Annotated in this window: 27 protein-coding genes; 13 read left to right on the top strand and 14 right to left on the bottom strand. The window is 73.0% G+C overall.

What is annotated here, in order from left to right:
• Positions 1-100: 100 nt before the first annotated feature.
• A complete protein-coding gene (locus ACEPPI_RS21485; RefSeq protein ID WP_373916865.1) occupies positions 101-358 on the top strand; it encodes a hypothetical protein in 258 nt (85 codons plus the stop codon).
• Positions 359-834: 476 nt separating this feature from the next.
• Here the strand turns inward: ACEPPI_RS21485 and ACEPPI_RS21480 are convergent, their stop codons facing one another.
• Genes ACEPPI_RS21480 through afsQ1 form a run of 3 tightly spaced genes read right to left on the bottom strand, consistent with a single transcriptional unit; the run spans position 835 to position 3,636 of the window.
• The gene (locus ACEPPI_RS21480) at positions 835-1,491 is read right to left on the bottom strand and encodes a hypothetical protein (protein WP_373916864.1); all 657 of its coding nucleotides are present in this window, start codon (positions 1,489-1,491) and stop codon (positions 835-837) included.
• Entirely contained in the window at positions 1,475-2,962 is a 1,488-nt protein-coding gene (locus ACEPPI_RS21475) for an ATP-binding protein (RefSeq protein WP_373916863.1), read from the bottom strand. Before ACEPPI_RS21475 ends, ACEPPI_RS21480 begins: the two co-directional genes overlap by 17 nt.
• Positions 2,959-3,636 (bottom strand): two-component system response regulator AfsQ1, encoded by a 678-nt coding sequence (afsQ1, locus tag ACEPPI_RS21470; RefSeq protein ID WP_373916862.1) that lies wholly within the window; start codon positions 3,634-3,636, stop codon positions 2,959-2,961. Before afsQ1 ends, ACEPPI_RS21475 begins: the two co-directional genes overlap by 4 nt.
• A 172-nt stretch (positions 3,637-3,808) precedes the next feature.
• Here afsQ1 and ACEPPI_RS21465 point away from each other — a divergent pair, with 172 nt between their 5' ends.
• The gene (locus ACEPPI_RS21465) at positions 3,809-4,504 is read left to right on the top strand and encodes a SigE family RNA polymerase sigma factor (RefSeq protein WP_373916861.1); all 696 of its coding nucleotides are present in this window, start codon (positions 3,809-3,811) and stop codon (positions 4,502-4,504) included.
• 156 nt (positions 4,505-4,660) lie between these two features.
• On the opposite strand, the gene ACEPPI_RS21460 is transcribed toward ACEPPI_RS21465, so the two are convergent.
• Positions 4,661-5,257: a uridine kinase gene (locus tag ACEPPI_RS21460; protein WP_373916879.1), complete on the bottom strand. Its 597-nt coding sequence runs from the start codon at positions 5,255-5,257 to the stop codon at positions 4,661-4,663.
• A 186-nt stretch (positions 5,258-5,443) separates the two neighbouring features.
• Between ACEPPI_RS21460 and ACEPPI_RS21455 the strand changes: the two genes are divergently transcribed.
• Positions 5,444-5,794: a hypothetical protein gene (locus ACEPPI_RS21455; protein ID WP_373916860.1), complete on the top strand. Its 351-nt coding sequence runs from the start codon at positions 5,444-5,446 to the stop codon at positions 5,792-5,794.
• A 183-nt stretch (positions 5,795-5,977) separates the two neighbouring features.
• Here ACEPPI_RS21455 and ACEPPI_RS21450 read toward each other — a convergent pair whose 3' ends face one another.
• The 3 genes from ACEPPI_RS21450 to deoC are packed head-to-tail and all read right to left on the bottom strand — an operon-like array spanning position 5,978 to position 9,274.
• Entirely contained in the window at positions 5,978-6,877 is a 900-nt protein-coding gene (locus ACEPPI_RS21450; RefSeq protein ID WP_373916859.1) for an aldehyde dehydrogenase family protein, read from the bottom strand.
• Positions 6,870-8,306 carry an aldehyde dehydrogenase family protein gene (locus tag ACEPPI_RS21445; protein ID WP_371676988.1) on the bottom strand — a complete coding sequence of 479 codons (1,437 nt, stop codon included), beginning with the start codon at positions 8,304-8,306 and terminating at the stop codon, positions 6,870-6,872. Before ACEPPI_RS21445 ends, ACEPPI_RS21450 begins: the two co-directional genes overlap by 8 nt.
• Positions 8,307-8,311: 5 nt before the next feature.
• Positions 8,312-9,274 (bottom strand): deoxyribose-phosphate aldolase, encoded by a 963-nt coding sequence (gene deoC, locus ACEPPI_RS21440; RefSeq protein ID WP_373916878.1) that lies wholly within the window; start codon positions 9,272-9,274, stop codon positions 8,312-8,314.
• A 114-nt stretch (positions 9,275-9,388) separates the two neighbouring features.
• Between deoC and ACEPPI_RS21435 the strand changes: the two genes are divergently transcribed.
• The 3 genes from ACEPPI_RS21435 (at position 9,389) to ACEPPI_RS21425 (ending at position 10,991) form a co-directional block, all read left to right on the top strand.
• On the top strand, positions 9,389-10,027 hold the full coding sequence (locus ACEPPI_RS21435; RefSeq protein ID WP_373916858.1) for a PH domain-containing protein: 639 nt from the start codon (positions 9,389-9,391) through the stop codon (positions 10,025-10,027).
• 101 nt (positions 10,028-10,128) lie between these two features.
• A complete protein-coding gene (locus ACEPPI_RS21430; protein ID WP_373916857.1) occupies positions 10,129-10,704 on the top strand; it encodes a VanZ family protein in 576 nt (191 codons plus the stop codon).
• 68 nt (positions 10,705-10,772) lie between these two features.
• A complete protein-coding gene (locus tag ACEPPI_RS21425; RefSeq protein ID WP_371676991.1) occupies positions 10,773-10,991 on the top strand; it encodes a PspC domain-containing protein in 219 nt (72 codons plus the stop codon).
• Between the two features lie 79 nt (positions 10,992-11,070).
• On the opposite strand, the gene ACEPPI_RS21420 is transcribed toward ACEPPI_RS21425, so the two are convergent.
• The 3 genes from ACEPPI_RS21420 to ACEPPI_RS21410 all read right to left on the bottom strand — a co-directional run bounded on the left by ACEPPI_RS21420 (position 11,071) and on the right by ACEPPI_RS21410 (position 13,504).
• Positions 11,071-11,817, bottom strand: coding sequence for a hypothetical protein (locus ACEPPI_RS21420; protein ID WP_373916856.1), 747 nt, complete (start codon positions 11,815-11,817; stop codon positions 11,071-11,073).
• Between the two features lie 132 nt (positions 11,818-11,949).
• Positions 11,950-12,219: a hypothetical protein gene (locus ACEPPI_RS21415; RefSeq protein ID WP_373916855.1), complete on the bottom strand. Its 270-nt coding sequence runs from the start codon at positions 12,217-12,219 to the stop codon at positions 11,950-11,952.
• A 136-nt stretch (positions 12,220-12,355) separates the two neighbouring features.
• On the bottom strand, positions 12,356-13,504 hold the full coding sequence (locus tag ACEPPI_RS21410) for an adenosine deaminase (protein ID WP_373916854.1): 1,149 nt from the start codon (positions 13,502-13,504) through the stop codon (positions 12,356-12,358).
• A gap of 113 nt (positions 13,505-13,617) precedes the next feature.
• On the opposite strand from ACEPPI_RS21410, the gene ACEPPI_RS21405 reads away from it, so the two are divergent.
• Both ACEPPI_RS21405 and ACEPPI_RS21400 read left to right on the top strand, forming a co-directional pair.
• Positions 13,618-14,340, top strand: coding sequence for an alpha/beta hydrolase (locus tag ACEPPI_RS21405; RefSeq protein ID WP_373916853.1), 723 nt, complete (start codon positions 13,618-13,620; stop codon positions 14,338-14,340).
• Between the two features lie 83 nt (positions 14,341-14,423).
• On the top strand, positions 14,424-14,792 hold the full coding sequence (locus ACEPPI_RS21400) for a cupin domain-containing protein (protein WP_373916852.1): 369 nt from the start codon (positions 14,424-14,426) through the stop codon (positions 14,790-14,792).
• Here ACEPPI_RS21400 and ACEPPI_RS21395 read toward each other — a convergent pair whose 3' ends face one another.
• Both ACEPPI_RS21395 and ACEPPI_RS21390 read right to left on the bottom strand, forming a co-directional pair.
• Positions 14,793-16,292, bottom strand: coding sequence for a CehA/McbA family metallohydrolase (locus tag ACEPPI_RS21395; RefSeq protein ID WP_373916851.1), 1,500 nt, complete (start codon positions 16,290-16,292; stop codon positions 14,793-14,795).
• A 57-nt stretch (positions 16,293-16,349) separates the two neighbouring features.
• Entirely contained in the window at positions 16,350-17,603 is a 1,254-nt protein-coding gene (locus ACEPPI_RS21390) for an ATP-grasp domain-containing protein (protein ID WP_373916850.1), read from the bottom strand.
• A 144-nt stretch (positions 17,604-17,747) separates the two neighbouring features.
• On the opposite strand from ACEPPI_RS21390, the gene ACEPPI_RS21385 reads away from it, so the two are divergent.
• Complete coding sequence (locus tag ACEPPI_RS21385) at positions 17,748-18,809, top strand: LuxR C-terminal-related transcriptional regulator (protein WP_373916849.1); 1,062 nt, start codon at positions 17,748-17,750, stop codon at positions 18,807-18,809.
• Between the two features lie 20 nt (positions 18,810-18,829).
• Positions 18,830-19,471 carry a hypothetical protein gene (locus ACEPPI_RS21380; protein ID WP_373916848.1) on the top strand — a complete coding sequence of 214 codons (642 nt, stop codon included), beginning with the start codon at positions 18,830-18,832 and terminating at the stop codon, positions 19,469-19,471.
• A 15-nt stretch (positions 19,472-19,486) separates the two neighbouring features.
• Here the strand turns inward: ACEPPI_RS21380 and ACEPPI_RS21375 are convergent, their stop codons facing one another.
• Positions 19,487-20,431, bottom strand: coding sequence for a LysR family transcriptional regulator (locus tag ACEPPI_RS21375; RefSeq protein ID WP_373916847.1), 945 nt, complete (start codon positions 20,429-20,431; stop codon positions 19,487-19,489).
• A gap of 92 nt (positions 20,432-20,523) precedes the next feature.
• On the opposite strand from ACEPPI_RS21375, the gene ACEPPI_RS21370 reads away from it, so the two are divergent.
• The 3 genes from ACEPPI_RS21370 (at position 20,524) to ACEPPI_RS21360 (ending at position 23,806) form a co-directional block, all read left to right on the top strand.
• Entirely contained in the window at positions 20,524-21,819 is a 1,296-nt protein-coding gene (locus tag ACEPPI_RS21370) for an MFS transporter (protein ID WP_373916846.1), read from the top strand.
• Between the two features lie 191 nt (positions 21,820-22,010).
• Positions 22,011-22,727 (top strand): L,D-transpeptidase family protein, encoded by a 717-nt coding sequence (locus tag ACEPPI_RS21365; protein ID WP_373916845.1) that lies wholly within the window; start codon positions 22,011-22,013, stop codon positions 22,725-22,727.
• 80 nt (positions 22,728-22,807) lie between these two features.
• Entirely contained in the window at positions 22,808-23,806 is a 999-nt protein-coding gene (locus ACEPPI_RS21360; RefSeq protein WP_373916844.1) for a sigma-70 family RNA polymerase sigma factor, read from the top strand.
• Here the strand turns inward: ACEPPI_RS21360 and ACEPPI_RS21355 are convergent.
• A complete protein-coding gene (locus ACEPPI_RS21355; protein ID WP_373916843.1) occupies positions 23,702-24,040 on the bottom strand; it encodes an STAS domain-containing protein in 339 nt (112 codons plus the stop codon). The two genes, ACEPPI_RS21360 and ACEPPI_RS21355, sit on opposite strands and share 105 nt — an antisense overlap.
• Positions 24,041-24,087: the final 47 nt, after the last annotated feature.

Raw genomic sequence — 24,087 nt, 5'->3', positions numbered from 1 at the left:
GCCCCGGGCACCCCACGTCGCCCAGAACCGGAGGTACGCCATGACTCAGGCCACCCAGGACGGCCCCTGGCCAAAGCCCGAGGCTTCGAGGGGGCGTCCGATGAGTGAGCAGTACGAGTACGTCCCCCACCGTCTCCTGCACCGCCGCGTCCGCGACATCGCGTCCGGTGCCGAAGGCGTGCTGATGGCCGTGGTCAACGAGAACGTCTCCGACACCGGAGCAGAGCGGTGGACGCGGCTGGCGTACATCCGCGACCCTTCCGGTCTCGAATTCACCACCGCAGTGGCCAACATCGTGCCCGCCGACTACATCGACACGCTCGAAGCCACCCTCAACCGCCGCCGGCCACCGAACTGACCACGATCAGCCCCGGACGGCCGCCGGACGCCAAACCGAGCGAAGCGCGTAGCGATCCGACGCGCCCGAATGCCCCGCAGGACGCTCAGGTCGCCGTTTCGTGCGGGGAGGCCGTACCCGGCCCCGGATCGACGGCACATCGACCCGCTCCCGGGCGCGCCCGGCCGCAGGCGGCCCGTCGCTTCGCTGATCGGGCCGCTCCTCCTGCTCCTTCCCCCTGACCGTCCTTCTGGGGCTTCCCGGCAGTCTGTTGTCTTTCCGGGACGGGTCGGTCGGTCAAGGGTCGCCGAAGGCGATCGCGCAGCGACGCGACGCAGGAGCGCCCTTGACGGGGCGGCACGGCACGGAAGGACGATGGACGGCCGGGAAACCCCAGCCCCTCCCCGATGCCGCCCGGCCGGCGTCCCGCTCCCCACCCACCGGCCCGCACCCGGGGCGGGGCCGAGGGGGAAAAAGCGGGCCCGCCCCTCAGCGCCTCAAGACCCCGACCCCGACCCCGACGGCGAAGCCGAAGGCCGTACCAGCTCCCCCAGGGTCGGGACCGACTCCGGGCGGGAGCGGACGGCCTCCGTGCACTCCCACGCGCGCGGCGGGTCCGCGTCGGGGCCGCCCAGGACCACCGGCCCCGGCCCCGCCGACACCGCGTCGCTCGCCGCCAGCGTGCACACCACCTGGGCCAGCGCCACCGGCTCCAGGTCCTCCGGCTTGCGGCTGAGCCGCAGCGTCCCCGCCGGGTCGCCCTGCCGCGCCGGGGCGGCCGACAGCCCGTCCGGGACCCCGGTGGTGAAGCCCGCGTCCCGTTCCTCACCTGACGGCTGCTTCTCCAGCGCCTCCAGCAGCGCCTGCGCCACCAGCACCACGGGGTCGCGCCCGGACCGCTTCTCGGGCGCCGGAACAACCCGCTCCACGCCGACCAGCTGCGATCCGCACACCAGCTCCACCGTGGCCCGGAAGCCCTTCACCCCGCTCTCGCCGGCCGGCTGCGCCGAGGTGTCGCAGGACACCCGGGACGGCGCCGCGCCCACGTCCACCGGCACCGTCGTCGCCCGGATCCCGCAGCCGGACAGCACCAGCACCGCCGCCGCCCCGCCCAGCACCCGAAGCCCCACCGGCGCCCTACGCGTCCACGTCATCCGGGATCACCTTCCCCACGTCCATCGGCAGCCGCAGGGTGAAGACGGCCCCGCCGTCCGCACCGTTCTCGGCCGTGATGTCACCGCCGTGGATGTGCGCGTTCTCCATCGCGATCGACAGGCCCAGCCCGCTGCCGTCCGACTTCGGCCGGGACGCGCTCGCCTTGTAGAAGCGGTCGAAGACGTGCGGGAGCACCTCCTCGGGGATGCCGGGGCCGTTGTCCCTGACCGCGATCACCAGCTGTTCCCCCTCCACGGCCACCGATACCCGCACCGGCGAGCCGCCGTGCTTGAGGGCGTTGCCGATCAGGTTGGCCAGGATCACGTCGAGCCGGCGCGGGTCCAGCCGCGCCACGATCCCGCGCCCGGCGTCGAGTTCGACCGCGTCCAGCCAGGCACGGGCGTCGATGCAGGCCGTCACCTGGTCGGCGACGTTCACGTCGTCCAGCACCAGGCGCGCCGTACCCGCGTCGAAGCGGGTGACCTCCATCAGGTTCTCCACCAGGTCGTTCAGCCGCCGCGTCTCGCTCACGACCAGCCCCACCGCCGGCGCGATCATCGGATCGAGGTACTCGACCTCCTCCTCCAGCACCTCGGCCACCGCGGTCAGCGCCGTCAGCGGCGTGCGCATCTCGTGCGACATGTCCGCCACGAACCGCCGGCTCGCCTCCTCGCGCGCGCTCATGTCGGCGACCTTCTTCTCCAGCGCCTCCGCCGTCTTGTTGAAGGTGTGTGCCAGGTCGGCGAGTTCGTCGGTGCCCGACACCTCCAGCCGGTGGTCCAGCTCACCCTCGCCGAGCCGGCGCGCCGCGTCCCCGAGCCGCTGTACGGGCTTGAGCACGGTCCGCGCCGCCGCCTGCGCCAGCAGCGCCGAGCCGAGCAGCGCCAGACCCGTCGCGATGGTCAACGACCAGCCCAGGGCGTTGAGGTCGGCCCGTTCCGTGGCGAGGGACTTGTACATGTAGCCCGTCGGCCCGCCGCCCACGATCCGGGTGCCCCCGACCAGGTACGGGTTCCCGTTCGGCTTCGTCCGCTGCCAGTACATGTGGTACTCGGCGTCGTTCGCGGCGGTCGTCTTCTGTCGGTCGTTCACGGCGTGCTGGAGCGACTTCGGTACGTCGTCCAGCCCGAAGGAGTCCGCGCCGGCGGCGCCGAAGACCTTGCGGCCGTCCTTGCGTTCGTGCACGAGCAGCACGCTGTAACCGGGGCTGCTGCCCGCCATCAGCTCGGCGGTGCGCTGCATCTCCTCCGCGGTCGGGTCGGCGGGCAGTGCCGCGGCCCGGTTCTGCATCTCCTGGCGGAAGTCCCCGAGGGCCGCGTCCTGGGTACGGGTGAGCACCGCCTCGCGGTTGAGCCAGTACGCGATCCCGGACGCGGAGACCGCGGCCGTCAGCGCGACCAGTGCGAACACCACCAGCAGCCGCAGCCGCAGGCTGGTCCAGCGCCGGCCCGCGAACAGGGCTCTGATCACTGCGGGGAGTCCAGCCGGTAGCCGACACCCCGGACGGTACGGATCAGCGTGGGTGAGGACGGCACTTCCTCGACCTTCGCGCGCAGCCGCTGCACGCAGGCGTCGACGAGACGCGAGTCGCCCAGGTAGTCGTGTTCCCAGACCAGGCGCAGCAACTGCTGGCGCGAGAGCGCCTGGCCGAGCCGGCGGCTGAGCTCCAGCAGCAGCCTCAGCTCGGTCGGAGTCAGCTGGAGGTCCTCTCCGTTCTTCGTCACCGTCATCGCGGCCCGGTCGATGACCAGGGACCCGAACACGGCGGAGTCGCTCGCCTCGCGTTCACCGCGGCGCAGCACGGCCCGGATCCGGGCGTCGAGCACCCGGCCCTGGACGGGCTTGACCACGTAGTCGTCGGCACCCGACTCCAGGCCCACGACGACATCGATGTCGTCGCTGCGGGCCGTGAGCAGGATGATCGGCAGCTGGTCGGTGCGGCGGATCCGCCGGCACACCTCGAAGCCGTCGATCCCGGGCAGCATCACATCCAGCACGATCAGGTCCGGCCGCTGCTCGCGCAGCAGTTTCAGGCCGTCCTCTCCCGTCGCCGCGGTGGCCACACGGTGGCCCTGGCGTGACAGGGAAAGTTCGAGGGCCGTGCGGATGGCGTCATCGTCCTCGATCAGCAGCAGGAAAGGCACGCGCTCATTCTGTCCCATCGGCCGTCGGGACTCGACCGTCGTGCGGTCCGGATCCGGCCGCCGGTGGCTGTGACAGGCCTGTGACAGTCGAAGGACACCCCGGTTATCTCGGGCGGGCAGGCTTCTGTCATCAAGCACGGACCGAAGCAGACTCCACGACGGGGGGCGCGAGATGAACACGCTGCACAGCACCACGACCAGCACGGTTGTCACGCGGCTGCACGATGTGAACCGCCGGGCGGGTGTCCGTAACGTCACGGTCGCCCGTCCGCGGCCGGCACACATCACAGCCATTGACGCGAACCAGTACCAGGCGGTTCCCGCACCGCGCACCCCGTCTTCCACCTCGGAGGCGGAGTTCACGGCATACGTCCAGGAGCGGCGCGCGGCGCTCTACGCGACGGCCTTCCACCTCACCGGCGACCGCCACGAGGCCGAGGACCTGCTGCAGAGCGCGCTGTTCTCCACGTACCGCGCCTGGGACCGGATCAGCGACAAGGCGGCCGTCGGCGGCTACCTGCGGCGCACGATGACCAACCTGCACATCAGTGCCTGGCGTCGGCGCAAGCTGAACGAGTACCCGACCGAGGAACTGCCGGAGACGGCCTCCGACACGGACGCGATGCGCGGCACGGAACTGCGCGCGGTCCTGTGGCAGGCGCTGGCCCGGATCCCGGAGCCGCAGCGCACGATGCTGGTGCTGCGCTACTACGAGGGCCGCACGGACCCGGAGATCGCCGAAATCCTGGGCATCAGCGTCGGCACCGTGAAGTCGAGCATCTGGCGGTCACTGCGGCGGCTGCGGGACGACGAGGCGCTGAGCTTCGGGCGGGACGAGGCGGAGTCCTTCGGGGAGCTCGTCGCGTAACGGCCAAAGACCAAGCGGTCGGGGGGTCCGTCCTACGGGGGTGGGGCGGGGGCCGCGGGGGGAGAAGAGGCGGGATCAAACGGCCGGGGGGCCGTGCGATCCCGCCTTTTCACGTTCCGGCACGGATCAGGTCCGGGCGGATCAGGTCCGGGCGGATCAGGCCGGGGTGTTCGCCGTACGGTGGCGGCCGGCCGCCGCGGCTGCGAGACGGCCGAGGGCCTCGTCGCGGGCGCAGGCGTGGGCTCCGAGCCCGACGTGGCGCGCCACGATCCCGCGCTCGGCCCGCATCAGCCGCCAACCCCTGCGCAGCAGGAACGGGATGGACTTGCGCCCCTCCCGCAGGTCGCGGGCTAGCCGCCGCCTGAAGGTCGTCGAGGGCCGCCCGCGCAGGCAGATCGCGTCCGCGAGCAGCCCGAGCTCCTGGCAGCGCGCCACGATGTCCGCGGCGAAGATCCCCTCCGCGATGAACAGCGGGGTCCGGTCGATGTCCAGGCTCTCCGCGCCGGTGCGCGAGGAGGTGGCGATGGAGTACTCGGGGACCTCCGTACGGCCCGTCGCGCAGAGTTCCTCGATGGCGGCGACGGCGGCGTCCGCGTCCCAGGAGAGCGGGGAGTCCCAGTCGATGTCGGAGCTGCCCTCGACCAGCGGGAGGGTGGGGTCCGTCCCCTCCTTGTAGAAGTCGTCCAGGCGCAGTACGGGCAGGCCCGAGCGGGCCGCGAGCGAGGACTTGCCGGATCCCGAGGGACCGGTCAGCAGGACGACGCGCGTGGGAAGGGGAGATGAACAGCTCACGGGTCATAAGTGTGCGGCATTACCCGGCGTATCAACACACCGCGGACAGCCGCTGCGACGACCCTCACACCGATCGGCGGTTGGAATCCGGCCGACGCCCTCGGCTACGCTGCGTGCGCACGCGACTACGACCACAGGCGGGAACCCATGGGACGTCACGCAGCCTCCGACCCTTCGCCGAAGCGGCTCCGCTCCGCCGGCCTGACCCTCTCGATGGCCGGCGCGGCCCTGGCGATGGCGGCGGGCGCCGCTCAGGCAGGGGAACTCGACGTCCCCGCGGCCGTGGCGGGGGTGGCCAATCCGATCGGGAACCTGAAGGTGAACCCGCTGGCGCACACCGGCGTGGACCCCCTGGACAACGGCGTGGCCACGAAGGTGGCCGATTTCCCCTCGGTCGGGACCGGCGCGGTCACCGGAATCCTGACGCAGGGCCCGTCGGTGAAGGAGCTCCCGACGGCCGCCGTGTCCTCACTCCTGTCCCCGGTCCTGCCGAAGTAGGCCTTCCGCCTGCGCCCGCAGCCCCCACGGTCGGCTGAGCCGAAGGGGCCGCGTCGGCGAAGGCGGGCGAGCGCCCGGAAGGATTCGCGAGGAACGAGCGAACCCTGAGGACGCACGCCCGCCTGGAGCCGGCATCGGCGGCCCCGGAGGCGAAGCCGACCAAAAAGGAGGGGTGAAGCCAACCTAGTAAGAGGAGCCGCCCGCGCCCAGGGAGCCCGTCGGGTGCCAGACCGTCTTCGTCTCCAGGAAGGCGGTCATGCGCGCGGTGCCCGGGTCGGCGCTCCAGTCGTCCACAGGCTGTGGACGCAGGACGCGCTTGAGGTTGTCCGCCGCCGCGATCTCCAGCTCCTTGGCGAGTGCCGCGTCGGCACCCGCCAGGTCGATCGCGTTGACGTCCTGGTGGGAGGCCAGGTGGGGGCCCATCTCGCCGGCCTTGCCGGAGAGGATGTTGACCACGCCGCCCGGCAGGTCGGAGGTGGCCAGCACCTCGCCCAGGGACAGGGCGGGGAGCGGGGACTTCTCCGAGGCGATGACCACGACGGTGTTGCCCGTGGCGATCACCGGGGCGATCACCGAGACCAGGCCCAGGAACGACGAGTCCTGCGGGGCCACGACCGTGACGACGCCCGTCGGCTCCGGGGTGGAGAGGTTGAAGAACGGGCCGGCGACCGGGTTGGCCCCGCCCACGATCTGGCCGATCTTGTCCGTCCAGCCCGCGTACCAGACCCAGCGGTCGATGGCTGCGTCGACGACGGCCGCCGCCTTGGACTTGGACAGGCCCTCGGCCTCGCCGACCTCGCGGACGAACTGCTCGCGGCGGCCCTCCAGCATCTCGGCGATGCGGTAGAGGATCTGGCCGCGGTTGTACGCGGTCGCGCCGGACCAGCCGCCGAAGGCCTTGCGGGCGGCGACGACGGCGTCACGCGCGTCCTTGCGGGAGGACAGGGGGGCGTTGGCCAGCCACTTGCCCTTGGAGTCGCTCACCTCGTACACCCGGCCGCTCTCGGAGCGGGGGAACTTGCCCCCGACGTACAGCTTGTAGGTCTTGAAGACGCTCAGACGCGCCGACGACGACTCAGACATCGAGGTAGCCCTCCAGGCCGTGGCGGCCGCCCTCGCGGCCGAAGCCCGACTCCTTGTAGCCGCCGAAGGGCGAGGTCGGGTCGAACTTGTTGAACGTGTTGGCCCAGACGACACCCGCGCGGAGCTTGTTCGCGACCGCGAGGATGCGCGAGCCCTTCTCCGTCCAGATGCCGGCGGACAGGCCGTACTGGCTGTTGTTGGCCTTGGCGACGGCCTCGTCCGGGGTGCGGAACGTCAGCACGGACAGCACCGGGCCGAAGATCTCGTCGCGGGCGACGGTGTGCGCCTGGGTGACGTTGGTGAAGAGCGTCGGGGCGAACCAGTAGCCGGCGGACGGGAGCTCGCACGCGGGGGACCAGCGCTCGGCACCCTCGGCCTCGCCGGTCTCGGCGAGCGCGGTGATCCGGGCGAGCTGCTCGGCGGAGTTGATCGCGCCGATGTCGGTGTTCTTGTCGAGCGGGTCGCCCAGGCGCAGCGTGGAGAGGCGGCGCTTGAGGGAGTCCAGCAGCTCGTCGTGGATCGACTCCTGGACCAGCAGGCGGGAGCCCGCGCAGCAGACCTGGCCCTGGTTGAAGAAGATGCCGTTGACGATGCCCTCGACGGCCTGGTCGATGGGGGCGTCGTCGAAGACGATGTTGGCGCCCTTGCCGCCCAGCTCCAGGGTGACCTTCTTGTCGGTGCCGGCGACGTGGCGGGCGATCTTCTTGCCCACGGCGGTCGAGCCGGTGAAGGCGACCTTGTTGACGTCCGGGTGCTCGACGAGGGCCGCGCCCGCGTCGCCGTAGCCGGTGAGGATGTTGACGACGCCCTTGGGCAGGCCCGCCTGGCGGCAGATGTCCGCGAAGAACAGGGCCGAGAGGGGGGTGGTCTCCGCCGGCTTCAGCACGACCGTGTTGCCGGTGGCGAGCGCCGGGGCGATCTTCCACGCGAGCATGAGGAGGGGGAAGTTCCAGGGGATGACCTGGCCGGCCACACCGAGGGGGCGCGGGTTCGCGCCGTAGCCCGCGTGGTCGAGCTTGTCGGCCCAGCCCGCGTAGTAGAAGAAGTGCGCGGCGACGAGCGGGAGGTCCGCGTCGCGGGTCTCCTTGATCGGCTTGCCGTTGTCCAGGGTCTCCAGGACGGCCAGCTCGCGGCTGCGCTCCTGGATGATCCGGGCGATGCGGAAGAGGTACTTGGCGCGCTCGGAGCCCGGCAGCGCGGACCACTTCTCGAAGGCCCTGCGGGCGGCCTTCACGGCGCGGTCGACGTCGGCGGCGCCGGCCTGGGCGACCTCGGCGAGGACTTCCTCGGAGGACGGGGAGACGGTCTTGAAGACCTTGCCGTCGGCGGCGTCGGTGAACTCGCCGTCGATGAAGAGCCCGTAGGAGGGGGCGATGTCGACGACCGAGCGGGACTCGGGGGCCGGTGCGTACTCGAAAAGGGATGCCATGGTGATCAGTCCACCGTCACGTAGTCGGGACCGGAGTAACGCCCGGTGCTCAGCTTCTGGCGCTGCATGAGCAGGTCGTTCAGCAGGCTGGAGGCGCCGAAGCGGAACCACTCGTTGGTCAGCCAGTCCGCGCCCGCGGTCTCGTTGACCAGGACCAGGAACTTCAGCGCGTCCTTGGTGGTCCGGATGCCGCCGGCCGGCTTCACGCCGATCTGGATCCCGGTCTGCGCCTTGAAGTCGCGGACGGCTTCGAGCATCAGCAGCGTGTTGGCCGGGGTGGCGTTGACGCCGACCTTGCCGGTGGAGGTCTTGATGAAGTCGGCGCCCGCGATCATGCCGATCCACGAGGCGCGGCGGATGTTGTCGTAGGTCGACAGCTCGCCGGTCTCGAAGATCACCTTGAGCCGGGCGGCGGTGCCGTCCTCGCGGACGCACGCCTCCTTGACGGCCTTGATCAGCTCGTACGTCTCCAGGTAGCGGCCGGCGAGGAAGGCGCCACGGTCGATGACCATGTCGATCTCGTCGGCGCCGGCGGCGACGGCGTCACGGGTGTCGGCGAGCTTGACGGGCAGGGCCGCGCGGCCGGCCGGGAAGGCGGTGGCGACGGAGGCGACCTTGACGTCGGCACCGTTCAGCCCGGCCTTGGCGGTGGCCACCATGTCGGGGTAGACGCAGACCGCGGCGGTCATCGGCGCGCTGCGGTCGGTCGGGTCGGGGTTGACGGCCTTGGCGGCGAGCGCCCGCACCTTGCCCGGGGTGTCCGCACCCTCAAGCGTGGTCAGGTCGATCATCGAGATGGCCAGGTCGATGGCGTAAGCCTTGGCCGTCGTCTTGATCGAGCGGGTGCCGAGCGAGGCCGCGCGGGCCTCCAGGCCGACTGCGTCTACGCCGGGCAGCCCGTGCAGGAAGCGGCGCAGCGCGCTGTCGGACGTCGTCACGTCAGCGAATGCGGTGAGGGTGGTGGGCATGGTCACCACATGAGCATATCTACGCGCGTAGCTGCCTGTCACCCCCCTCGCGCACATCTGCGCGTGACATCCGTCATCGGTGCACCCGGCCGGGCGTACGGCACAATCGGCGGCATGACTACGCCCTCCCCCCACGAGCCGGTCTACGCCGACCGCGTCTACCGCTCCCCCATGGCCGTCGTCACCGGGGTGGTGCTGCTGGCCCTGATCGCGTGGCTGTGCGGGGACGCTGTCGTGCGCGGCGAGGGCAGCGCCCGCTGGGTCGGGCTCGCCATCGCGCTGTTCGCCGTACCGCTGACGGTCGCCTTCACCCTGCGGCCGGCCGTCTTCGCCAACGACGACCGGATGCGGGTGCGCAACCCCTTCCGCGTCATCGAGCTGCCCTGGGGCGCGGTGGACGCGGTGCGCGCCGGGTACTCGGCGGAGGTGCTCGCGGAGGGGTCGAAGTACCAGCTCTGGTCGGTGCCGGTGTCGCTGCGCGAGCGCAAGAAGGCGAGCCGCAAGTTCAGCCGCCGCGACGCGCTGGGCGGCAAGGGGCTCGGGCAGGACGGCGGCGCGGGCACGGCGGCCGCCGCGGCCGGTCCCGAGCGGGCCGCCGCCGACCAGGTCGTGGACGAGCTGCGCGAGCTCGCCGAGCGCGGGGCGGGGCGGCCGACGGCGCAGGGCTCCGTCGCCGTGAAGTGGGCCTACGAGATCATCGCTCCCGCCGTCGTCGGCGGGGTCGCGCTGATCGTCCTGCTCGTCACGGGCTGACCCGGCGCGCGACGCGCGGCGCGCGCCGCGCGATCAGCGAATTGCGTCACTCCCCCGACAGGTCCGGAACCGGCGCCGCCGGGGGGTGCGTCCTCCCTGGTGTGCACCGTCTTGAGGGCAGCGGCAGCGCCGCCACCGCCACACAGCTCCCGCTCCGGCTCCGCCTCCTGAGCGGGGCCCTGCTGGCCGCTCATCTGGTCCTCGTCGGATGGCTCACCCTGCGCCCGCTGGACGTCCCCTGGGCGGCGGCGGCGAACCTGGACTTCCTGGAGGGCATCCGGGCCGACCTCGCCTACGGGCCGCTGGAGGCCGCACAGCGGATCGGCGAGGGCGTGGCCCTGCTGGCCCCGCTGGGGGCGCTGCTGCCGCTGGCCGGCGGCCGGCTCACCCACACGTCACTGGGCGCGTGGTCCTCGCTGGGCCGCACGACGGCCGCGACGGTACTGATCTCCCTGAGCATCGAGATGCTGCAGAGCGCGGTCCCGGGCCGGGTCGTGGACGTGGACTCGCTGCTGCTGAACACGCTCGGGGTGGTCCTCGTCCACCTGGCCGTGCTGCCGGCGCTGAGGGCCCGGATGCGGCGCTCGCTGCGGCCTCAGGGGTCCACCCCGAGAATTACCAGGGTCGGCCTCGCCCCTTGGGCCGAGGTCCTGTCGGCGGTACCGCGGGAGTATTGAGACATCGCACGGGACACGGGATTCCGAGCGGTTCCGATACGAAAGTCCCGCTACGAAGGAGACAGACCATGAGCGCGATGACCCGCCCCCGTGACGGCCGGATGATCGGTGGCGTCTGCGCCGGCCTCGCGCGCCGCTTCGGAATCAAGACGCGGACGATGCGCATCATTTTCGTGCTCTCGTGCCTGCTGCCCGGCCCGCAGTTCCTGATCTACCTGGCGCTGTGGCTGCTGATGCCGAACGAGAAGGCCTCTTCCGCGACCGGTTCGGCGCGGACCGCCTGGTAGTCCGGGCCGGGGCGACCCCGGTCGCAGGGGTGGACCCGCCGCGGTCCGGCGGCGGGCCCGAGCGGAATCCGAGCAGCGCTCAGCCCGCCTTGCGCACCTTCTCCAGCTGCTTGTCGGCCACTTCCTGCGGGACCAGCACCTTCTTGTCGGTGGAGGCCACGTTGAGGGCCATCAGACGCACGACCCGGTCCCCCTCGCGCACGACGACCAGGTGGACCTGCGCCGAGACGCCCGCGGCGGCGGCCGTCGTGGTCCAGCTGACGCTCTCGTCGCCGTCGGCCTTGTAGGGGGTCGCCTTCACGTCGCGGTAGCTGCCGGTCTGCTTCTGGACGGTGGCGGTGAAGCCCGCGCCACAGGCCGCCACGGCCTCGCGCAGCCGGGAGAGGACCCGCTTGGCGTCGCTCTCGCTGTAGGAGCTGACGGATGCGGACACCGCGAGCCCGGCCTGCTTCTGCGAGCCGACGCCGCGGTTGACGGTCTCGTGCGCCGCCGGGTCCGGCTTGTCGCCCATGACGTCGGCGAGCGGCTGGCAGGCCTTCTTGTCCGCCTGCGGCTGGCCCTCGGGGGCGTTGGGGTTCTTGCCCTGAGCGGAGATCTGGTATCCGGCCAGATCGCCCTGCTGCAGGGCGGCCGCCTCCAGGGTGGCGTCCTTCGCCTTGGGCGCGGCGGAGACGGCCGGGGCGCCGGAGGCTCCCGGGGCGGGGGCCGCCGCGGAACCCTTCGGATCCGGTGACCTGCCCGCGGCCGGGGCCGGGGATCCACTGCACCCCACCGCCGCGAGGAGCAGGCAGGGAACCAGCGCGACCATCGTCGCTCGTGCCTTCATGCGCATGACCTAGACCTCATACCCCGTACGTCGGCGGGCAGTTGGTGGCGATCGTGGCACACCGCGCGGCGGAGTACACACCCGTTCGAAGGGGTGTGCGTCCGCCGCACGCGCGTGCGCATCGCGGCAGCGTCAGCCGCCGAGGCCGTTCAGGGCGCCGGTGGCCGGGGCCAGGCCGCCGAGCAGGCCGGTGACCGGCGCGGTCGGGTCGGAGGACTGCTGGCCGTCCTGGCCGTGCCCGGTCTGGTTCGTGAGCGAGCTGGTGGCCCCCGTGACGGTGCCGAGGGCGTCCGTCAGGTTGGCGGCCGGAAGCCCGGCGGCGGAGGCGGTACCGGCAGCGCCCGCGGCGAGGGCGGCTCCGACGACAGCGAGACCGAGGGACTTGGCAGCTGACAGCTTCATGAATTGTCCTTGCGACGGGGAATTGAGCGGCTCCGCAAGCTAGTCACTTCAAACCCCCGGCCGCAAACATCCGCCAATATGAGAAAGCGCCCGGGAGTTGGTGCTCCCGGGCGCTTTCCGTGCGTCATTCCGTGGCCTAGGCCGACACGGTTCCGCTGGTCGAAGCGGTCTGACGGAACAGCCACTCGGACTTCAGCTCCGCATAGCCCGGCTTGATCACGTCGTTGATCATCGCCAGTCGTTCATCGAAAGGAATGAACGCGGACTTCATCGCATTGACGGTGAACCACTGCATGTCGTCGAGCGAGTAGCCGAAGGCGTCGACCAGGTGCTCGAACTCGCGGCTCATGCTGGTGCCGCTCATCAGCCGGTTGTCGGTGTTGACCGTCAGGCGGAAGTGCAGCTTGCGCAGCAGACCGATCGGGTGCTCGGTGTACGAGGCGGCCGCGGCCGTCTGCAGGTTCGAGGTCGGGCACATCTCCAGGGGGATGCGCTTGTCCCGGACGTACGAGGCCAGGCGGCCCAGCTTCACCGAGCCGTCCCCGGCGACCTCGATGTCGTCGATGATCTTCACGCCGTGGCCGAGCCGGTCGGCGCCGCACCACTGCAGGGCCTGCCAGATCGACGGCAGACCGAAGGCCTCGCCCGCGTGGATCGTGAAGTGGTTGTTCTCGCGCTTGAGGTACTCGAACGCGTCGAGGTGGCGGGTGGGGGGGAACCCGGCCTCGGCGCCGGCGATGTCGAAGCCGACCACGCCGTTGTCGCGGTAGCGGTTGGCCAGTTCGGCGATCTCCAGCGCGCGGGCCGCGTGCCGCATGGCGGTCAGCAGCGCCCCGACGCGGATGCGGTGACCGTTGGCCTTGGCGCGGCGCTCGCCCTCGCGGAAGCCGTCGTTGACCGCCTCGACGACCTCTTCGAGGCTCAGGCCGGCTTCCAGGTGCTGCTCCGGGGCGTAGCGGATCTCGGCGTACACGACGCCGTCCTCGGCCAGGTCCTCGGCGCACTCCGCGGCGACCCGGAAGAGGGCCTCCTTGGTCTGCATGACCGCGCAGGTGTGCGCGAAGGTCTCCAGGTAGCGCGGGAGGGAGCCGGAGTCGGCGGCTTCGCGGAACCAGATGCCCAGCTTGTCGGCGTCGGTCTCGGGAAGGTTCTCGTAGCCGACCTCGCGGGCCAGCTCGATGATGGTCCCGGGGCGCAGGCCACCGTCGAGGTGGTCGTGCAGGAGCACCTTCGGGGAGCGGCGGATCTGATCCGGGGTGGGCAGGTTGGGGGTCTCGCTCGTCATCTGCGCACTCTAGCTCCTACGCGCGTAGAGCACCGGTCGGCGCAGGGGGTCGATATGTAACAGAGACCGTACGGACGGGTGGCGTACACCTGTCGGTCTGAGACTGTTCCGCCATGGCACAGCATGCGCCGCCGGCGCGCGGGGCCCGTCTGGGGCGGGCGGCCGGCGCGAACGGCTCGGGTTCGACGGTCAGTGGTGTGGTGCTCCTGCTACCCGGAGCGTCCAGATTCTCCCCCGGTCCGGTGCGTCCGCTCGCGCGGGCACTGGCCCGGACGGGTGGAGGGGACGGGCTGGTCGCGCACACCGTGGCGCACGGCGCGGGCTCCCGGGAGGAGGCCGCACGGTGGGCGGTGGACGAGGCGGTACGGCTCTACGGGGACGTGCCCGTGTGCCTGGCCGGCTACTCCGCGGGCGGCGGGGCGGCGCTGCGGGAGGCGGGGCACGATGCCGTCAACTCGGTGCTGGCGCTCGCCCCTTGCCTGACGGAGGGGGCGCGCGAGGCCTCCCCTGAACCGGTGAAACAGCTCGCCGGCCGTCACGTGCTGATCGTGCACGGCACGAACGACGCGCGCAGCGACCCGGAGGCCTCCTTCCGGCTGGCGGCGCGGGCCAAGAAGGCGAATCGTTCTACCTGCCGGTTCGAGGTGCACTCCGACGGCCACGGGCTGCGGGACCACCAGGCGGAAGTGGTGGCGCTCTGCGTGGACTTCGTCCTCGGGTCCATGTTCTCCGGGCGGTATTCGCGGCCGGTGACCGATGCCCTGGCCGCGCCGCCGCCGCTGGGGCTGCGGATGCCGCTGGCCGCGGGATTCGGGCGGTCCCTGCGGGGCCGGTGATCCGCTGTCGGACGGGCCGCGCGAGCGTAGAGTGAGGAGTGGACTCGGGGTGGCTCGGGGTGCCTTGCGGGAGGCGATCACCCATGGCCGGACTGGTGCGCAGGAGCTTCGACAGCGCCGACGAGACGCGGCCGTTCGGGGGCGGCAAGGGCAGGATGGACCTCCTCCAGACCACCGACGGGCCCGTCGGGCGGGCCGTGTTCGAGCCGGGCTGGAAGTGGTCCGAGCACGTGAAGCCGCTGGCGGGCACCGACAGCTGCGAGGCCGCGCACACCGGGTACGTGGTGAGCGGACGCATCCAGGTCGTCATGGACGACGGGGAGAGCGGCGAGTACGGCACCGGCGACTTCCTGCAGATCGCGCCCGGACACGACGCCTGGGTGCTGGGCGACGAACCCTGCGTCGTCCTGGACTGGACCGGGTACGGGAACTTCGGGAAGCCGGCCGCCTGATCAGCCGTCGAGGAAGACCGGATTGGTGAGCGCCGCCGGGGCGCCCGGCAGCGGCGGGGTGCCCGCCGGGTGGCGGACCTCCGCCCGTACGTAAGCCGAGCGCGCCGGCGTGGTGTGCCACTCCACCGGGACGGGCACCGCGCCGGCGGCGGGCGGGACGGTGAGGACCACGCCCTGGTCGGTCACCAGCCGCAGCTCGCAGCCCTCGGCGGCGGAGCCGGTCACCGAGAGCCGTACGAACACGTCCGTGTCCGGGTCGGGGGTGGACAGGCGCCCGCCGATGCCGGCGTGGGCGCCGCGGCCGGTCACGGCGTCGAAGGAGACGGTGATGCGGTCGGACTCCGCGGCGTAGGACCGGCCGGAGCGCAGGCCCGCGAGGACCGCCTCGCGGGTGAGGTCGTCGGCCAGGACGACGGTCTGCGGGGTGCCGACCCGGTCCGGGTCGCGGTGGTGGTCGCTGCCCGCGACGGCCGGGAGCCAGCGCTCGCCCCGGGCGCCGCGCAGGGTGGCGTCCCAGGAGGCCAGCGCGACCTCGTCGTCCGGGGTCCAGGGCCCGTTCCAGACCTCCACCGCGTCGGCCTCGCCGAAGCCGAACTTCCAGGCGCAGCCGATGCAGGTGGCGTGCGGGTGCGCGGGCACGACGAGGCCGCCCGCGCCCCGGATCGTACGGGCGAACCGGCCGAAGCGGTCGTCGCGGGCCCGGTAGCGCCAGTCGACGAAGGTGCCGGGGTCGGTGCCGACGGCGAGGACGTGGCCGGTGCGGGTGGTGACCTCCTCACCGGTGAGGACCAGGAGCTCCGGGGGGACGACGTCGGCCCAGGCGGTGTGCGCGGAGTGGGTGTTGTGGTCGGAGGAGTTGATGAAGTCCAGGCCGGCGGTGCGGGCGAGGGCGGCTATCTCGGCCGGGGTGCGGCGCCCGTCGGAGTGCACGGAGTGGATGTGGCAGTCGCCGCGGTACCAGGCGCGGCCGCGGCCCCGGGCACGCTGCGGCGGGTAGCGGAGCGGGGCAGCGGGGGCGGCGGGTCCGTAGGAGAACGTCGCGGTGATCTCGTACGGGAGTCCTTGCGGGGCCACCGTGTACGGGCCGAGGAGCAGGTGCCAGCGGCCGGCGTCGATGGGGCCGGGCAGGTAGCCGGGGGTGGCCCCGTCGGTGCGCAGGAAGAACTCCGCGCGGGCGCCGCCGGACCAGCCGCGGAAGCCGTGGCCGCCGAGGGCGGTGCCGCGCGGGTCGAAGATGCCGATGTCGAGGGCGTTGCCGGGGGTGCCGGACGGCACCGGGGGCTTCTCGTAGGTGTAGGAGACGTGCAACTCGCTTACGCCGGCGGGGACGTCCAGGGGGACTTCGACGAAGTCCGGGGCGCCCGCGGGGATGGTGCCGCGCAGGGTCCTGGTCGTGGGGGCTCCCCCGGTGCCGGTGCCCGTGCCCGTGCCGGTGACGGCGGAGGGGACGTGCGGGGCGGCCGCGGCGGCCGCCAGCAGATCGCGTCGGGTCATCGCCATGTCCCCAGGGTGACCGGGGGAGGTGAATCCCGCGTGGATTCGGTGTGCGGGCCGGGTCTAGTGCTGGGCCGGGGCGGGGGTGTGGAGGAGGGTGGTGGCCCGGTCCAGGCTGCGGGTGAGGGCGGGGCGGGTCGGGCCGGTGGCGAGGACGTACGCGTGGCGGAGGGCGCCGGTGGGGGCCCGGCGGACGGTGGCGTCCGGCGGGACCTGGAGCTGGACGCGGACCACTCCGGGCAGGGCGCGGGCGGCGGCGAGGGCGTCGGCGGCCCCGGCGGGGCCGCTGCCGGGCGGGAAGTCGACGTAGCGCAGGCCCGCGTGGGCGGTGGCGGGCGGTTTGCGGACGGGCGTGGGCAGGCCGAGGCCGGCGGTGAGGGCGTGGGCGAGCACGTCGGTGCCGTGCGCGAGGCGCAGCAGCTGGGTGACCTCCTCGGCGCCGGGGTGGGGGTGCGTCTCGATCAGCCGGGGGCCGCGGGCGGTGAGGACGACCTCGGTGTGGGAGGGGCCGTCGCGGTGGCCGGCGAGGTCGAGCACGCCGCGTACGAGGGCCCGTACGGCTTCGGCGGTGGCGGGGTCGAGGGCGACGGGCGCGTCGTGGCCGGCGGCGGTGGGGGCGTGGGCGGGCGGGCCCGGGTCGGGGGTGGGGGCGGGCAGGGTCCTGGTCCAGCCGAGGACGCGGTGGCGGCCCTGCCGGGAGAGGGTCTGGACGGCGAGTTCGGGGCCTTCCAGGAACTCCTCCACCAGCAGGTCGGTGACCTCGGGGTAGTACGGGGCTGCGGCCCGCGCCCCGGCCTCGTCGTGGACGACGAGCACGCCTTCGCCTTGGGTGCCCGCCCGGGGCTTGATGACGCAGGGGTAGCCGATGAGGGTGGTGAGGAAGGGGATCAGGGCGGCCCGGCCGCAGCGCGCGAAGGAGACGGGCCGGGCGGGGTGGAGGGTGTTGGCGCGGGCGCGCAGGGAGGCCTTGTCCATGAGGGCCGTGACGGCGGAGGCCGGGGTGCCGGGCAGGCCGAGGGCCTCGTTGGCGCGGGCGGCGGCCAGGGCCGTGGCGGGGCCGAAGCCGAAGACGCGGGCCCTGCCGCGGCCGACCTCCGCCAGCCGGGCGACGGCCCCGACCAGGCGGGGGTGGTCGCGCCAGTCCGTCCGTACCCGCCGCTCCGCCCCCTCACGGTCGGATGGCACCGATGGATCCGGCGCGACCACCACGGTGCGCGCGCCCGCACGGCGGGCGGCGGCCACCTCGGCTGGACGCGGGCCGAGCAGGACCGCCACGGGTCGGTGCCGTGGTCCGGTGGTCGTCCCCTGCTGCCGCATACCGCGCTCCCCCCGTCACGCCGTGCCCCCACTGTGCCGGTCCGGCATATGCCTGAGTCGCCCTTTCAGGCGTCGAGTTGCCGCCTTGCGGGAACACGAGGGGTTTATAAAGGGACACACACAGGGACGAATAGGCATATGCCAGTGGATGCCGAGGAAGTCGACCGGGCGGGGGGCGGGGGCGATCTGAGCCCCGCCGCGCGACGCCTCTACGCCTACGCGGTGGAGCGGCCGGCCTTCACCGCCGCCGAGGCCACCTCGGCCCTCGGCGTCCGCGCGGGCGCCGCGATCACGGAGCTGGCCGCCGGGCACCTGCTCCAGCGGGCCCCGGGGACGGGCCCGGAGCGGTGGACCGCGGTGGCGCCCCGGGCGGCGGCGGCCCGTGCGCTGGCCCCGCTGGCGCTGCTCGTACGGGAGACCCACGACGAGATGGACCGGCTGCGCGGACGGCTGGAGGCGCTGGTGCCCGCGTACGAGGCGGGGGCCGCGCACCGGGACCTGAGCGGGGCGGGCCGGCTGGAGCTGGTGACGGACCTGGGGGCGGTGCGCGGGCTGATCACGGAGCTGGCGGCGGGGTGCGAGCGGGAGCTGTTGACCTCCCAGCCGGGCGGCGGGCGGCCGCAGGAAACCCTGGAGGAGGCGGTCGGACGGGACGAGTCGCTGCTGGCCCGCGGGGTCCGGATGCGGACGATCTACCAGCACACGGCGCGCTACTCACGGCCGACGGCGGCGTACGTCGAACGGGTGACGGCGCTGGGCGCGCAGGTGCGGACGCTGGGCGACGGGCTGATGCGGATGCTGATCTTCGACGCGCGGACGGGGCTGATGGCGGTGCCGGACCGGACGGGGGCGGCGCTGGTGGTCCGGGAGCCGAGCGTCGTCCACTTCATGACGGCCGCCTTCGAGCGGTCCTGGCTGGGGGCGCAGCCGTTCGCCACGACGGTGAGTCCGGAGGCGGCCCGGTCGATCTCGGACGAGCTGCGGCAGACGATCGTGCGGCTGCTGTCGGAGGGGCTGGAGGACAAGGTGATCGCGCGCCGGCTGGGGATGTCGGAGCGGACGTGCCAGCGGCACATCGCGGAGATCATGCGGGCGGTGGGCGCCAAGTCCCGCTTCCAGGCCGGGTACCTGCTGTCCGCTGCCGCGAACCACCACCCGGACCACCGCCCGGACCAGGACCCCGGAACCGGCGGACCGGTCCGCTGACGCGTTGTTAGTCTGCGGCGATGGGACTGGACATCACCGTGGTCATGGCCGACTGGGAACACCTGGCCCGGATACCGGCCGCCGCGCGCCTGGACGCCCTGATCGACGCCGTGTGCCCGGACTACTGCTGCGATCCGTGCGAGGAGGCCGACCGCGCCGTGCCGGGCGGCTGGGTGTGGCAGCGGCGGACGCCGTGGTGCGCCGAGTACCGGTTCTTCGGGACCACCGGTACCTACGCCTGGCACTTCCGGCTCGCCGAGGCCTGGGAGGACCTGCGCCCGTCGACCGCGCCCGCGCTGCGGGAGTCCCTCGACCGTTTCCTGGGCGGCCTGGTCTGGCACGGCCCGGACCGGTGGGCGGGGGCGGGGGCGGACCCGGACGACGGCCCCCGGCCCGCCCCCGGCTTCCCGGCCGACCCCGCACCGTGGCGCCCCGAGGTGCTCGCGCTCGGTTCCCCGGACGAGGTCGCGGCGCTGGCCCGCGCCTGGGAGACGGCCGCGCCACGGCTGGAGGAGCTCCGGGAGCCCTTCGCCGCCGCGGCCGGCCGCCGGCCGGCCTGGTTCGCCACCTTCGACGTCGCCGGCGCGCTCCTGCGCGAGTGGGGTGACGTGGTCACGGGGGCCGGGGAGCGCGGCTGGGGGCTGATCGGGCTGCCGTACTGAAACGTGACCGCCCGGCTAGGCGAGCGGCTCCAGTTCCGGGATCAGGCGCCCCCTGCGGGACAGCAGGAAGCGCTTGAACTCCGCCACCGGCGGGGTGTCGGGGTGGCCGTCCAGCCAGGCGACGCCGATCTGGCGCACCGCGCGCGGCGCCGTCACCGTCAGCTCCACCACCCCCGGCCGGGGCACGGCGGGCGGCGGCAGCAGGGCCACCCCCAGGCCCGCCGCGACCAGGCCCCGCAGGGTCTCGGCCTCCTCGCCCTCGAAGGCGACCTTCGGGGTGAAGCCCGCCTCCGCGCACAGGTCGTCGGTGATGCGCCGCAGGCCGTAGCCCGCCTCCAGCGTGACGAAGGTTTCCTCGGCGGCCTCGGCGAGCCGGATCCGCTTGCGCACCGCGAGGCGGTGGTCGTCCGGGACCACCAGGCGCAGCCGCTGTTCGTCGAGCCTGCGGGCCACCAGGTCGGGGGCGTCGGGCAGGGGCGAGGTCAGGCACAGGTCGAGTTCCCCGGCCCGGAGCTTCTCCAGCATGGCCTCGCCGTAGTTCTGGACGAGGGAGAACCGTACGCGCGGGTGGTCGGCCCGGAAGGCGCGGATCAGGCCGGGCACGGTCTCGGGGCCCAGGGTGTGCAGGAAGCCGAAGGCGACCTTCCCGAAAGACGGGTCGGCGTCCTCCTGGACGGAGTCGGCCGCGCGGGCGATGCCGTCCAGGGCCCGTTCGGCGGAGGCGAGGAAGGTGCGGCCGGCCGTGGTGAGGGCGACGGTGCGGCCCTTGCGGGCGAACAGCGTGACGCCCAGGTCCTGTTCGAGGCGGACCATGGCCCTCGACAGGGTGGACTGCGGGACGCCCAGCTCGTGCGCGGCACGGGTGACGTGTTCGTGCCGGGCGACGGCGGTGAAGTACGCGAGGCGCGGGGCCAGCAGGCGTGTCACGGCCATGTCTTCTTCGTAACGGTTCGTTGACATGTACGCCCCTGAGCTGTGGTGATGCGCGAGTGGATCGATTATCGCGAATTCGTGCATTGGACGCATGAAAAACAGAGGCCTACCTTCGACGTATGCCTCCCGCTCATACCGGGGCACCCGTCACCTCGGGTGCCTCCACCGCGTCGTTCCCGCAGCCCGAAGCCCACTCCCCCGGCCGCCCCGGCTACCGCCGGATGAGCCTCGCGCTCTTCGCCGCCGGACTGGCGACCTTCGCCCTCCTCTACTCCACCCAGGCGCTGCTGCCCGCGGTCTCCGCCGGCTTCGGCGTGACGGCCGGTCAGGCCAGCTGGACGGTATCGGCGGCCACCGGCGCGCTCGCCCTGTTCGTCCTGCCGCTCAGCGCGCTGTCGGAGCGGTTCGGGCGGACCCGGATGATGACCTGGTCGATGGTGATCGCCGTCGGCGTCGGCCTCCTCGTCCCCTTCGCCCCGAACCTTGAGTGGCTGGTGGCGCTGCGCGCGGTGCAGGGCGCGGCGATCGCCGGGATCCCGGCCTCGGCGATGGCGTACCTCGCGGAGGAGGTCAAGCCGAAGGCCCTGGTCGGGGCGATCGGCCTGTTCGTGGCGGGCAACTCCATCGGCGGCATGAGCGGCCGCATCGTGACCGGCTGGGCCGCGCAGCTGTGGGGCTGGCGGGCCGGGCTGCTGGCCGTCGGGCTGATGGCGCTGGCCTGCGCGGCGGCCTTCCTGGTGCTGCTGCCCCGGGCCCGGTTCTTCCGGCCGGCCTCGCTGAACCCGCGCGCGGTGGGACGTACCGTCGCCGGGCACCTGCGCGATCCGCTGCTGCTGCGGCTCTACGGGATCGGCGCGCTGTTCATGACCGTCTTCGGGGCGGTGTACACGGTCATCGGCTTCCGGCTGGTGGACGAGCCGTTCTCGCTGCCGCAGGGCGTGGTCGGCTCGGTGTTCCTCGTCTACCTGGTGGGTACGGCCTCCTCGGCCGCGGCCGGTCAGCTGGTGGCCCGTACCGGGCGGCGCGGGGCGCTGTACCTGGCGGTGACCACGACCGCGCTGGGTCTGCTGCTGTCGCTGGCAGACTCCCTCGCCGCGATCCTGGCGGGGCTGGTGCTGATCACGGCGGGCTTCTTCGCGGGCCACGCCGTGGCCTCGGCGGCGGTGAGCCGTACGGCGACGTCGGGCCGGGCGCAGGCCTCCGCGCTGTACCAGTCCGCGTACTACCTGGGCTCCAGCGCGGGCGGCACCCTGGGCGCGCTGGCCTACCACGCCTCGGGCTGGGCGGCCACGGTCGGCATCGCCCTGCTGGCGGTGGTGGGCGTCGCGTCGATCACCCTCTACGGGTCCCACGCGGCCCGGGTGGAGCGGGCGCGCGGACGGCGGCTCGCGGCTCCGGCCGCGGCGGCCCGCTGACGGACGGGACCGACGGGGAACCACCGGGACAGAAGATCGGACGGCCGGGCGAACGGCCGTCCGATCTGCATATTTCTCTTTGCCGGACCTCCTGACGAAAGCGGCCCCAGACCCTACGCTCGCGGTGCGACTCGCCGTGTTTCCGGGGCATGGGGCCCCGAACGCCCGGGGCGGGCGCAGGGGAGGACCCGATGGCGGGGATACGGGTGCGCGCGAAGCGGCGTGCCGCGGTGGTGTTCGGCGGGGCGCTGGCCCTCGCGGTACCGGTGGTGCTGACGGGGGGAGGGACGGCCCAGGCCGCCGCCACCGCCTCGTGCAACGTGACCACCGGGCCCTACCAGCGTCAGGTGGAGCAGTTCCTGGGGCGGCCGGTGGACGGAGTGCAGTCGGCGGCCGACTGCGCGGCCATCCAGTCCTTCCAGGCCACCCACGGCATCACCCCCACGATGGGGTACGCGGGCCCGCTGACCTGGCAGACGATGAACACGATGCTCGCGCAGCGCGCCGCGGGCAAGAACCCGAACGCGGCCGGGACCTGCCCGACCAACCTGGGCCGGATCGCCTGCGTGGACCTGACCCGCCAGCTCAGCTGGATCCAGGACGGCGCGACGCTGAAGTACGGGCCGGTGGCGGTGCGCACCGGAAAGGCGGAGACGCCGACGCGGACCGGCCTGAAGAAGATCTACTACCGGTCCATCGACCACTGGTCGACGCTCTACAACGTCTCGATGCCGTACGCGCAGTTCTTCGACGGCGGGATCGCCTTCCACTCGGTGACCAAGAGCATGTGGAACCCGCCGGGTTCGGGCGGCTGCGTGAACATGACGACGGCCGACGCGAAGGCGTACTGGAACATGCTGGGCAACGGCGAGGACGTCTTCGTGTACGGGCGCAAGCCCGGAACCTGACACTCCCCGCACTCCCGGCTGCCGTTGTCGGACCCCTCGGGTAGTTTCTGTCGAAGACGGACCTACCTGGGGGCGACACCATGAGTGACCTCGCGACGACACCGCCGGACCTCGACGCCGCGATGGACCGGTACCGCGTCGAACTGACCGGGTACTGCTACCGGATGCTCGGTTCGGCCTTCGACGCCGAGGACGCGGTGCAGGACACGTACATCCGTGCCTGGCGGGCGTACGAGAAGTTCGAGGGCCGCTCCTCGCTGCGGTCCTGGCTGTACCGGATCGCCACCAACGTCTGCCTGGACCTGCTGAACGCGGGCAACAAGCGGGCCCGTCCCATGGACCTCACCGCCCCGCAGCACCAGGCCTCCGCCGTGCTCAACGAGCGGCCCGAGGTGACCTGGCTGGAGCCCGTGCCCGACGGGCGGGTGCTGCCGCAGACCTCCGACCCGGCGGAGCTGGCGCTGGCCAAGGAGTCCGTCCGGCTGGCCTTCGTCGCCGCCCTCCAGCACCTGCCGGCCAAGCAGCGGGCCGTGCTGATCCTGCGGGAGGTGCTGGCCTGGAAGGCGGAGGAGGTCGCGCGGCTCCTGGAGACCACGGTCGCGTCGGTGAACAGCGCCCTCCAGCGGGCCCGGGCCACCCTTTCCGGACACCGGATCCGCGAGAGCGAGGCGGCCGACCCCCTCGACGCCGCCCAGGCGGAGCTGCTGGGGCGGTACCTGTCCGCCTTCGAGGCCTACGACATCACCCGGCTGACGGCCCTGCTGCACGAGGACGCGGTGCTGTCGATGCCGCCGTTCGACCTGTGGCTGCGGGGCCACGCCGACATCGCGGCGTGGCACCTGAACCAGGGCATCGGCTGCAAGGGCTCCCGTCTGGTCCCCACCACGGCGAACGGCCTGCCGGCCTTCGGCCAGTACCGGCCCGCCGCCTCGGGGACCGGGCACGTGCCGTGGGCGCTCCAGGTGCTGGAGATCTCAGACGGGAAGATCGTCGGCCTCAACGCCTTCCTCGACACCGCCCGGTGGTTCCCGCTCTTCGGGCTCCCCGAGCAGCTCGACGAGGCCTACGAGGTCGAGTAGGGCCCGTAGGGCGGGGGTCGCGCCGGTCACGGTGAAGGCCCCGCGCCCCCGCGCGGCGAGCCGCAGCCGCGCGAGCACCTCGACGGCCCCGAGCCCGGGCGCGGTGACGGCCCCGGCGTCACACACCACCGCGGCGGCCCCGCCGTCGTAGAGCAGGGCGAGGCGCGCGCAGAGCCGCGCCGCGTCCCGCTCGGTGGAGCCGGGTCCGGGCAGTACGAGTCGTCCGATCTTCATGATGGGTTGACCGGCGGCGCTCCCGGAACTCATCGGTGGCCAGCACA

It is taken from the genome of Streptomyces sp. AB3(2024) (assembly GCF_041862025.1).
In the GTDB taxonomy this organism is placed as follows: domain Bacteria; phylum Actinomycetota; class Actinomycetes; order Streptomycetales; family Streptomycetaceae; genus Streptomyces.
The sequence above is the reverse complement of the archived record's forward strand: the minus strand, read 5'-3'. Positions and strand labels throughout refer to the sequence as shown.

Excerpts from the sequence above, each read along its gene's own strand:
- ACEPPI_RS21485 (WP_373916865.1), top strand. The coding sequence starts at position 101 with ATGAGTGAGCAGTACGAGTACGTCCCCCACCGTCTCCTGCACCGCCGC.
- ACEPPI_RS21480 (WP_373916864.1), bottom strand. The coding sequence starts at position 1,491 with ATGACGTGGACGCGTAGGGCGCCGGTGGGGCTTCGGGTGCTGGGCGGG.
- ACEPPI_RS21465 (WP_373916861.1), top strand. The coding sequence starts at position 3,809 with ATGAACACGCTGCACAGCACCACGACCAGCACGGTTGTCACGCGGCTG.
- ACEPPI_RS21455 (WP_373916860.1), top strand. The coding sequence starts at position 5,444 with ATGGGACGTCACGCAGCCTCCGACCCTTCGCCGAAGCGGCTCCGCTCC.
- ACEPPI_RS21450 (WP_373916859.1), bottom strand. The coding sequence starts at position 6,877 with ATGTCTGAGTCGTCGTCGGCGCGTCTGAGCGTCTTCAAGACCTACAAG.
- ACEPPI_RS21445 (WP_371676988.1), bottom strand. The coding sequence starts at position 8,306 with ATGGCATCCCTTTTCGAGTACGCACCGGCCCCCGAGTCCCGCTCGGTC.
- deoC (WP_373916878.1), bottom strand. The coding sequence starts at position 9,274 with ATGCCCACCACCCTCACCGCATTCGCTGACGTGACGACGTCCGACAGC.
- ACEPPI_RS21435 (WP_373916858.1), top strand. The coding sequence starts at position 9,389 with ATGACTACGCCCTCCCCCCACGAGCCGGTCTACGCCGACCGCGTCTAC.
- ACEPPI_RS21425 (WP_371676991.1), top strand. The coding sequence starts at position 10,773 with ATGAGCGCGATGACCCGCCCCCGTGACGGCCGGATGATCGGTGGCGTC.
- ACEPPI_RS21420 (WP_373916856.1), bottom strand. The coding sequence starts at position 11,817 with ATGAAGGCACGAGCGACGATGGTCGCGCTGGTTCCCTGCCTGCTCCTC.
- ACEPPI_RS21415 (WP_373916855.1), bottom strand. The coding sequence starts at position 12,219 with ATGAAGCTGTCAGCTGCCAAGTCCCTCGGTCTCGCTGTCGTCGGAGCC.
- ACEPPI_RS21410 (WP_373916854.1), bottom strand. The coding sequence starts at position 13,504 with ATGACGAGCGAGACCCCCAACCTGCCCACCCCGGATCAGATCCGCCGC.
- ACEPPI_RS21405 (WP_373916853.1), top strand. The coding sequence starts at position 13,618 with ATGGCACAGCATGCGCCGCCGGCGCGCGGGGCCCGTCTGGGGCGGGCG.
- ACEPPI_RS21400 (WP_373916852.1), top strand. The coding sequence starts at position 14,424 with ATGGCCGGACTGGTGCGCAGGAGCTTCGACAGCGCCGACGAGACGCGG.
- ACEPPI_RS21395 (WP_373916851.1), bottom strand. The coding sequence starts at position 16,292 with ATGGCGATGACCCGACGCGATCTGCTGGCGGCCGCCGCGGCCGCCCCG.
- ACEPPI_RS21390 (WP_373916850.1), bottom strand. The coding sequence starts at position 17,603 with ATGCGGCAGCAGGGGACGACCACCGGACCACGGCACCGACCCGTGGCG.
- ACEPPI_RS21380 (WP_373916848.1), top strand. The coding sequence starts at position 18,830 with ATGGGACTGGACATCACCGTGGTCATGGCCGACTGGGAACACCTGGCC.
- ACEPPI_RS21375 (WP_373916847.1), bottom strand. The coding sequence starts at position 20,431 with ATGTCAACGAACCGTTACGAAGAAGACATGGCCGTGACACGCCTGCTG.
- ACEPPI_RS21370 (WP_373916846.1), top strand. The coding sequence starts at position 20,524 with ATGCCTCCCGCTCATACCGGGGCACCCGTCACCTCGGGTGCCTCCACC.
- ACEPPI_RS21365 (WP_373916845.1), top strand. The coding sequence starts at position 22,011 with ATGGCGGGGATACGGGTGCGCGCGAAGCGGCGTGCCGCGGTGGTGTTC.
- ACEPPI_RS21360 (WP_373916844.1), top strand. The coding sequence starts at position 22,808 with ATGAGTGACCTCGCGACGACACCGCCGGACCTCGACGCCGCGATGGAC.
- ACEPPI_RS21355 (WP_373916843.1), bottom strand. The coding sequence starts at position 24,040 with ATGAAGATCGGACGACTCGTACTGCCCGGACCCGGCTCCACCGAGCGG.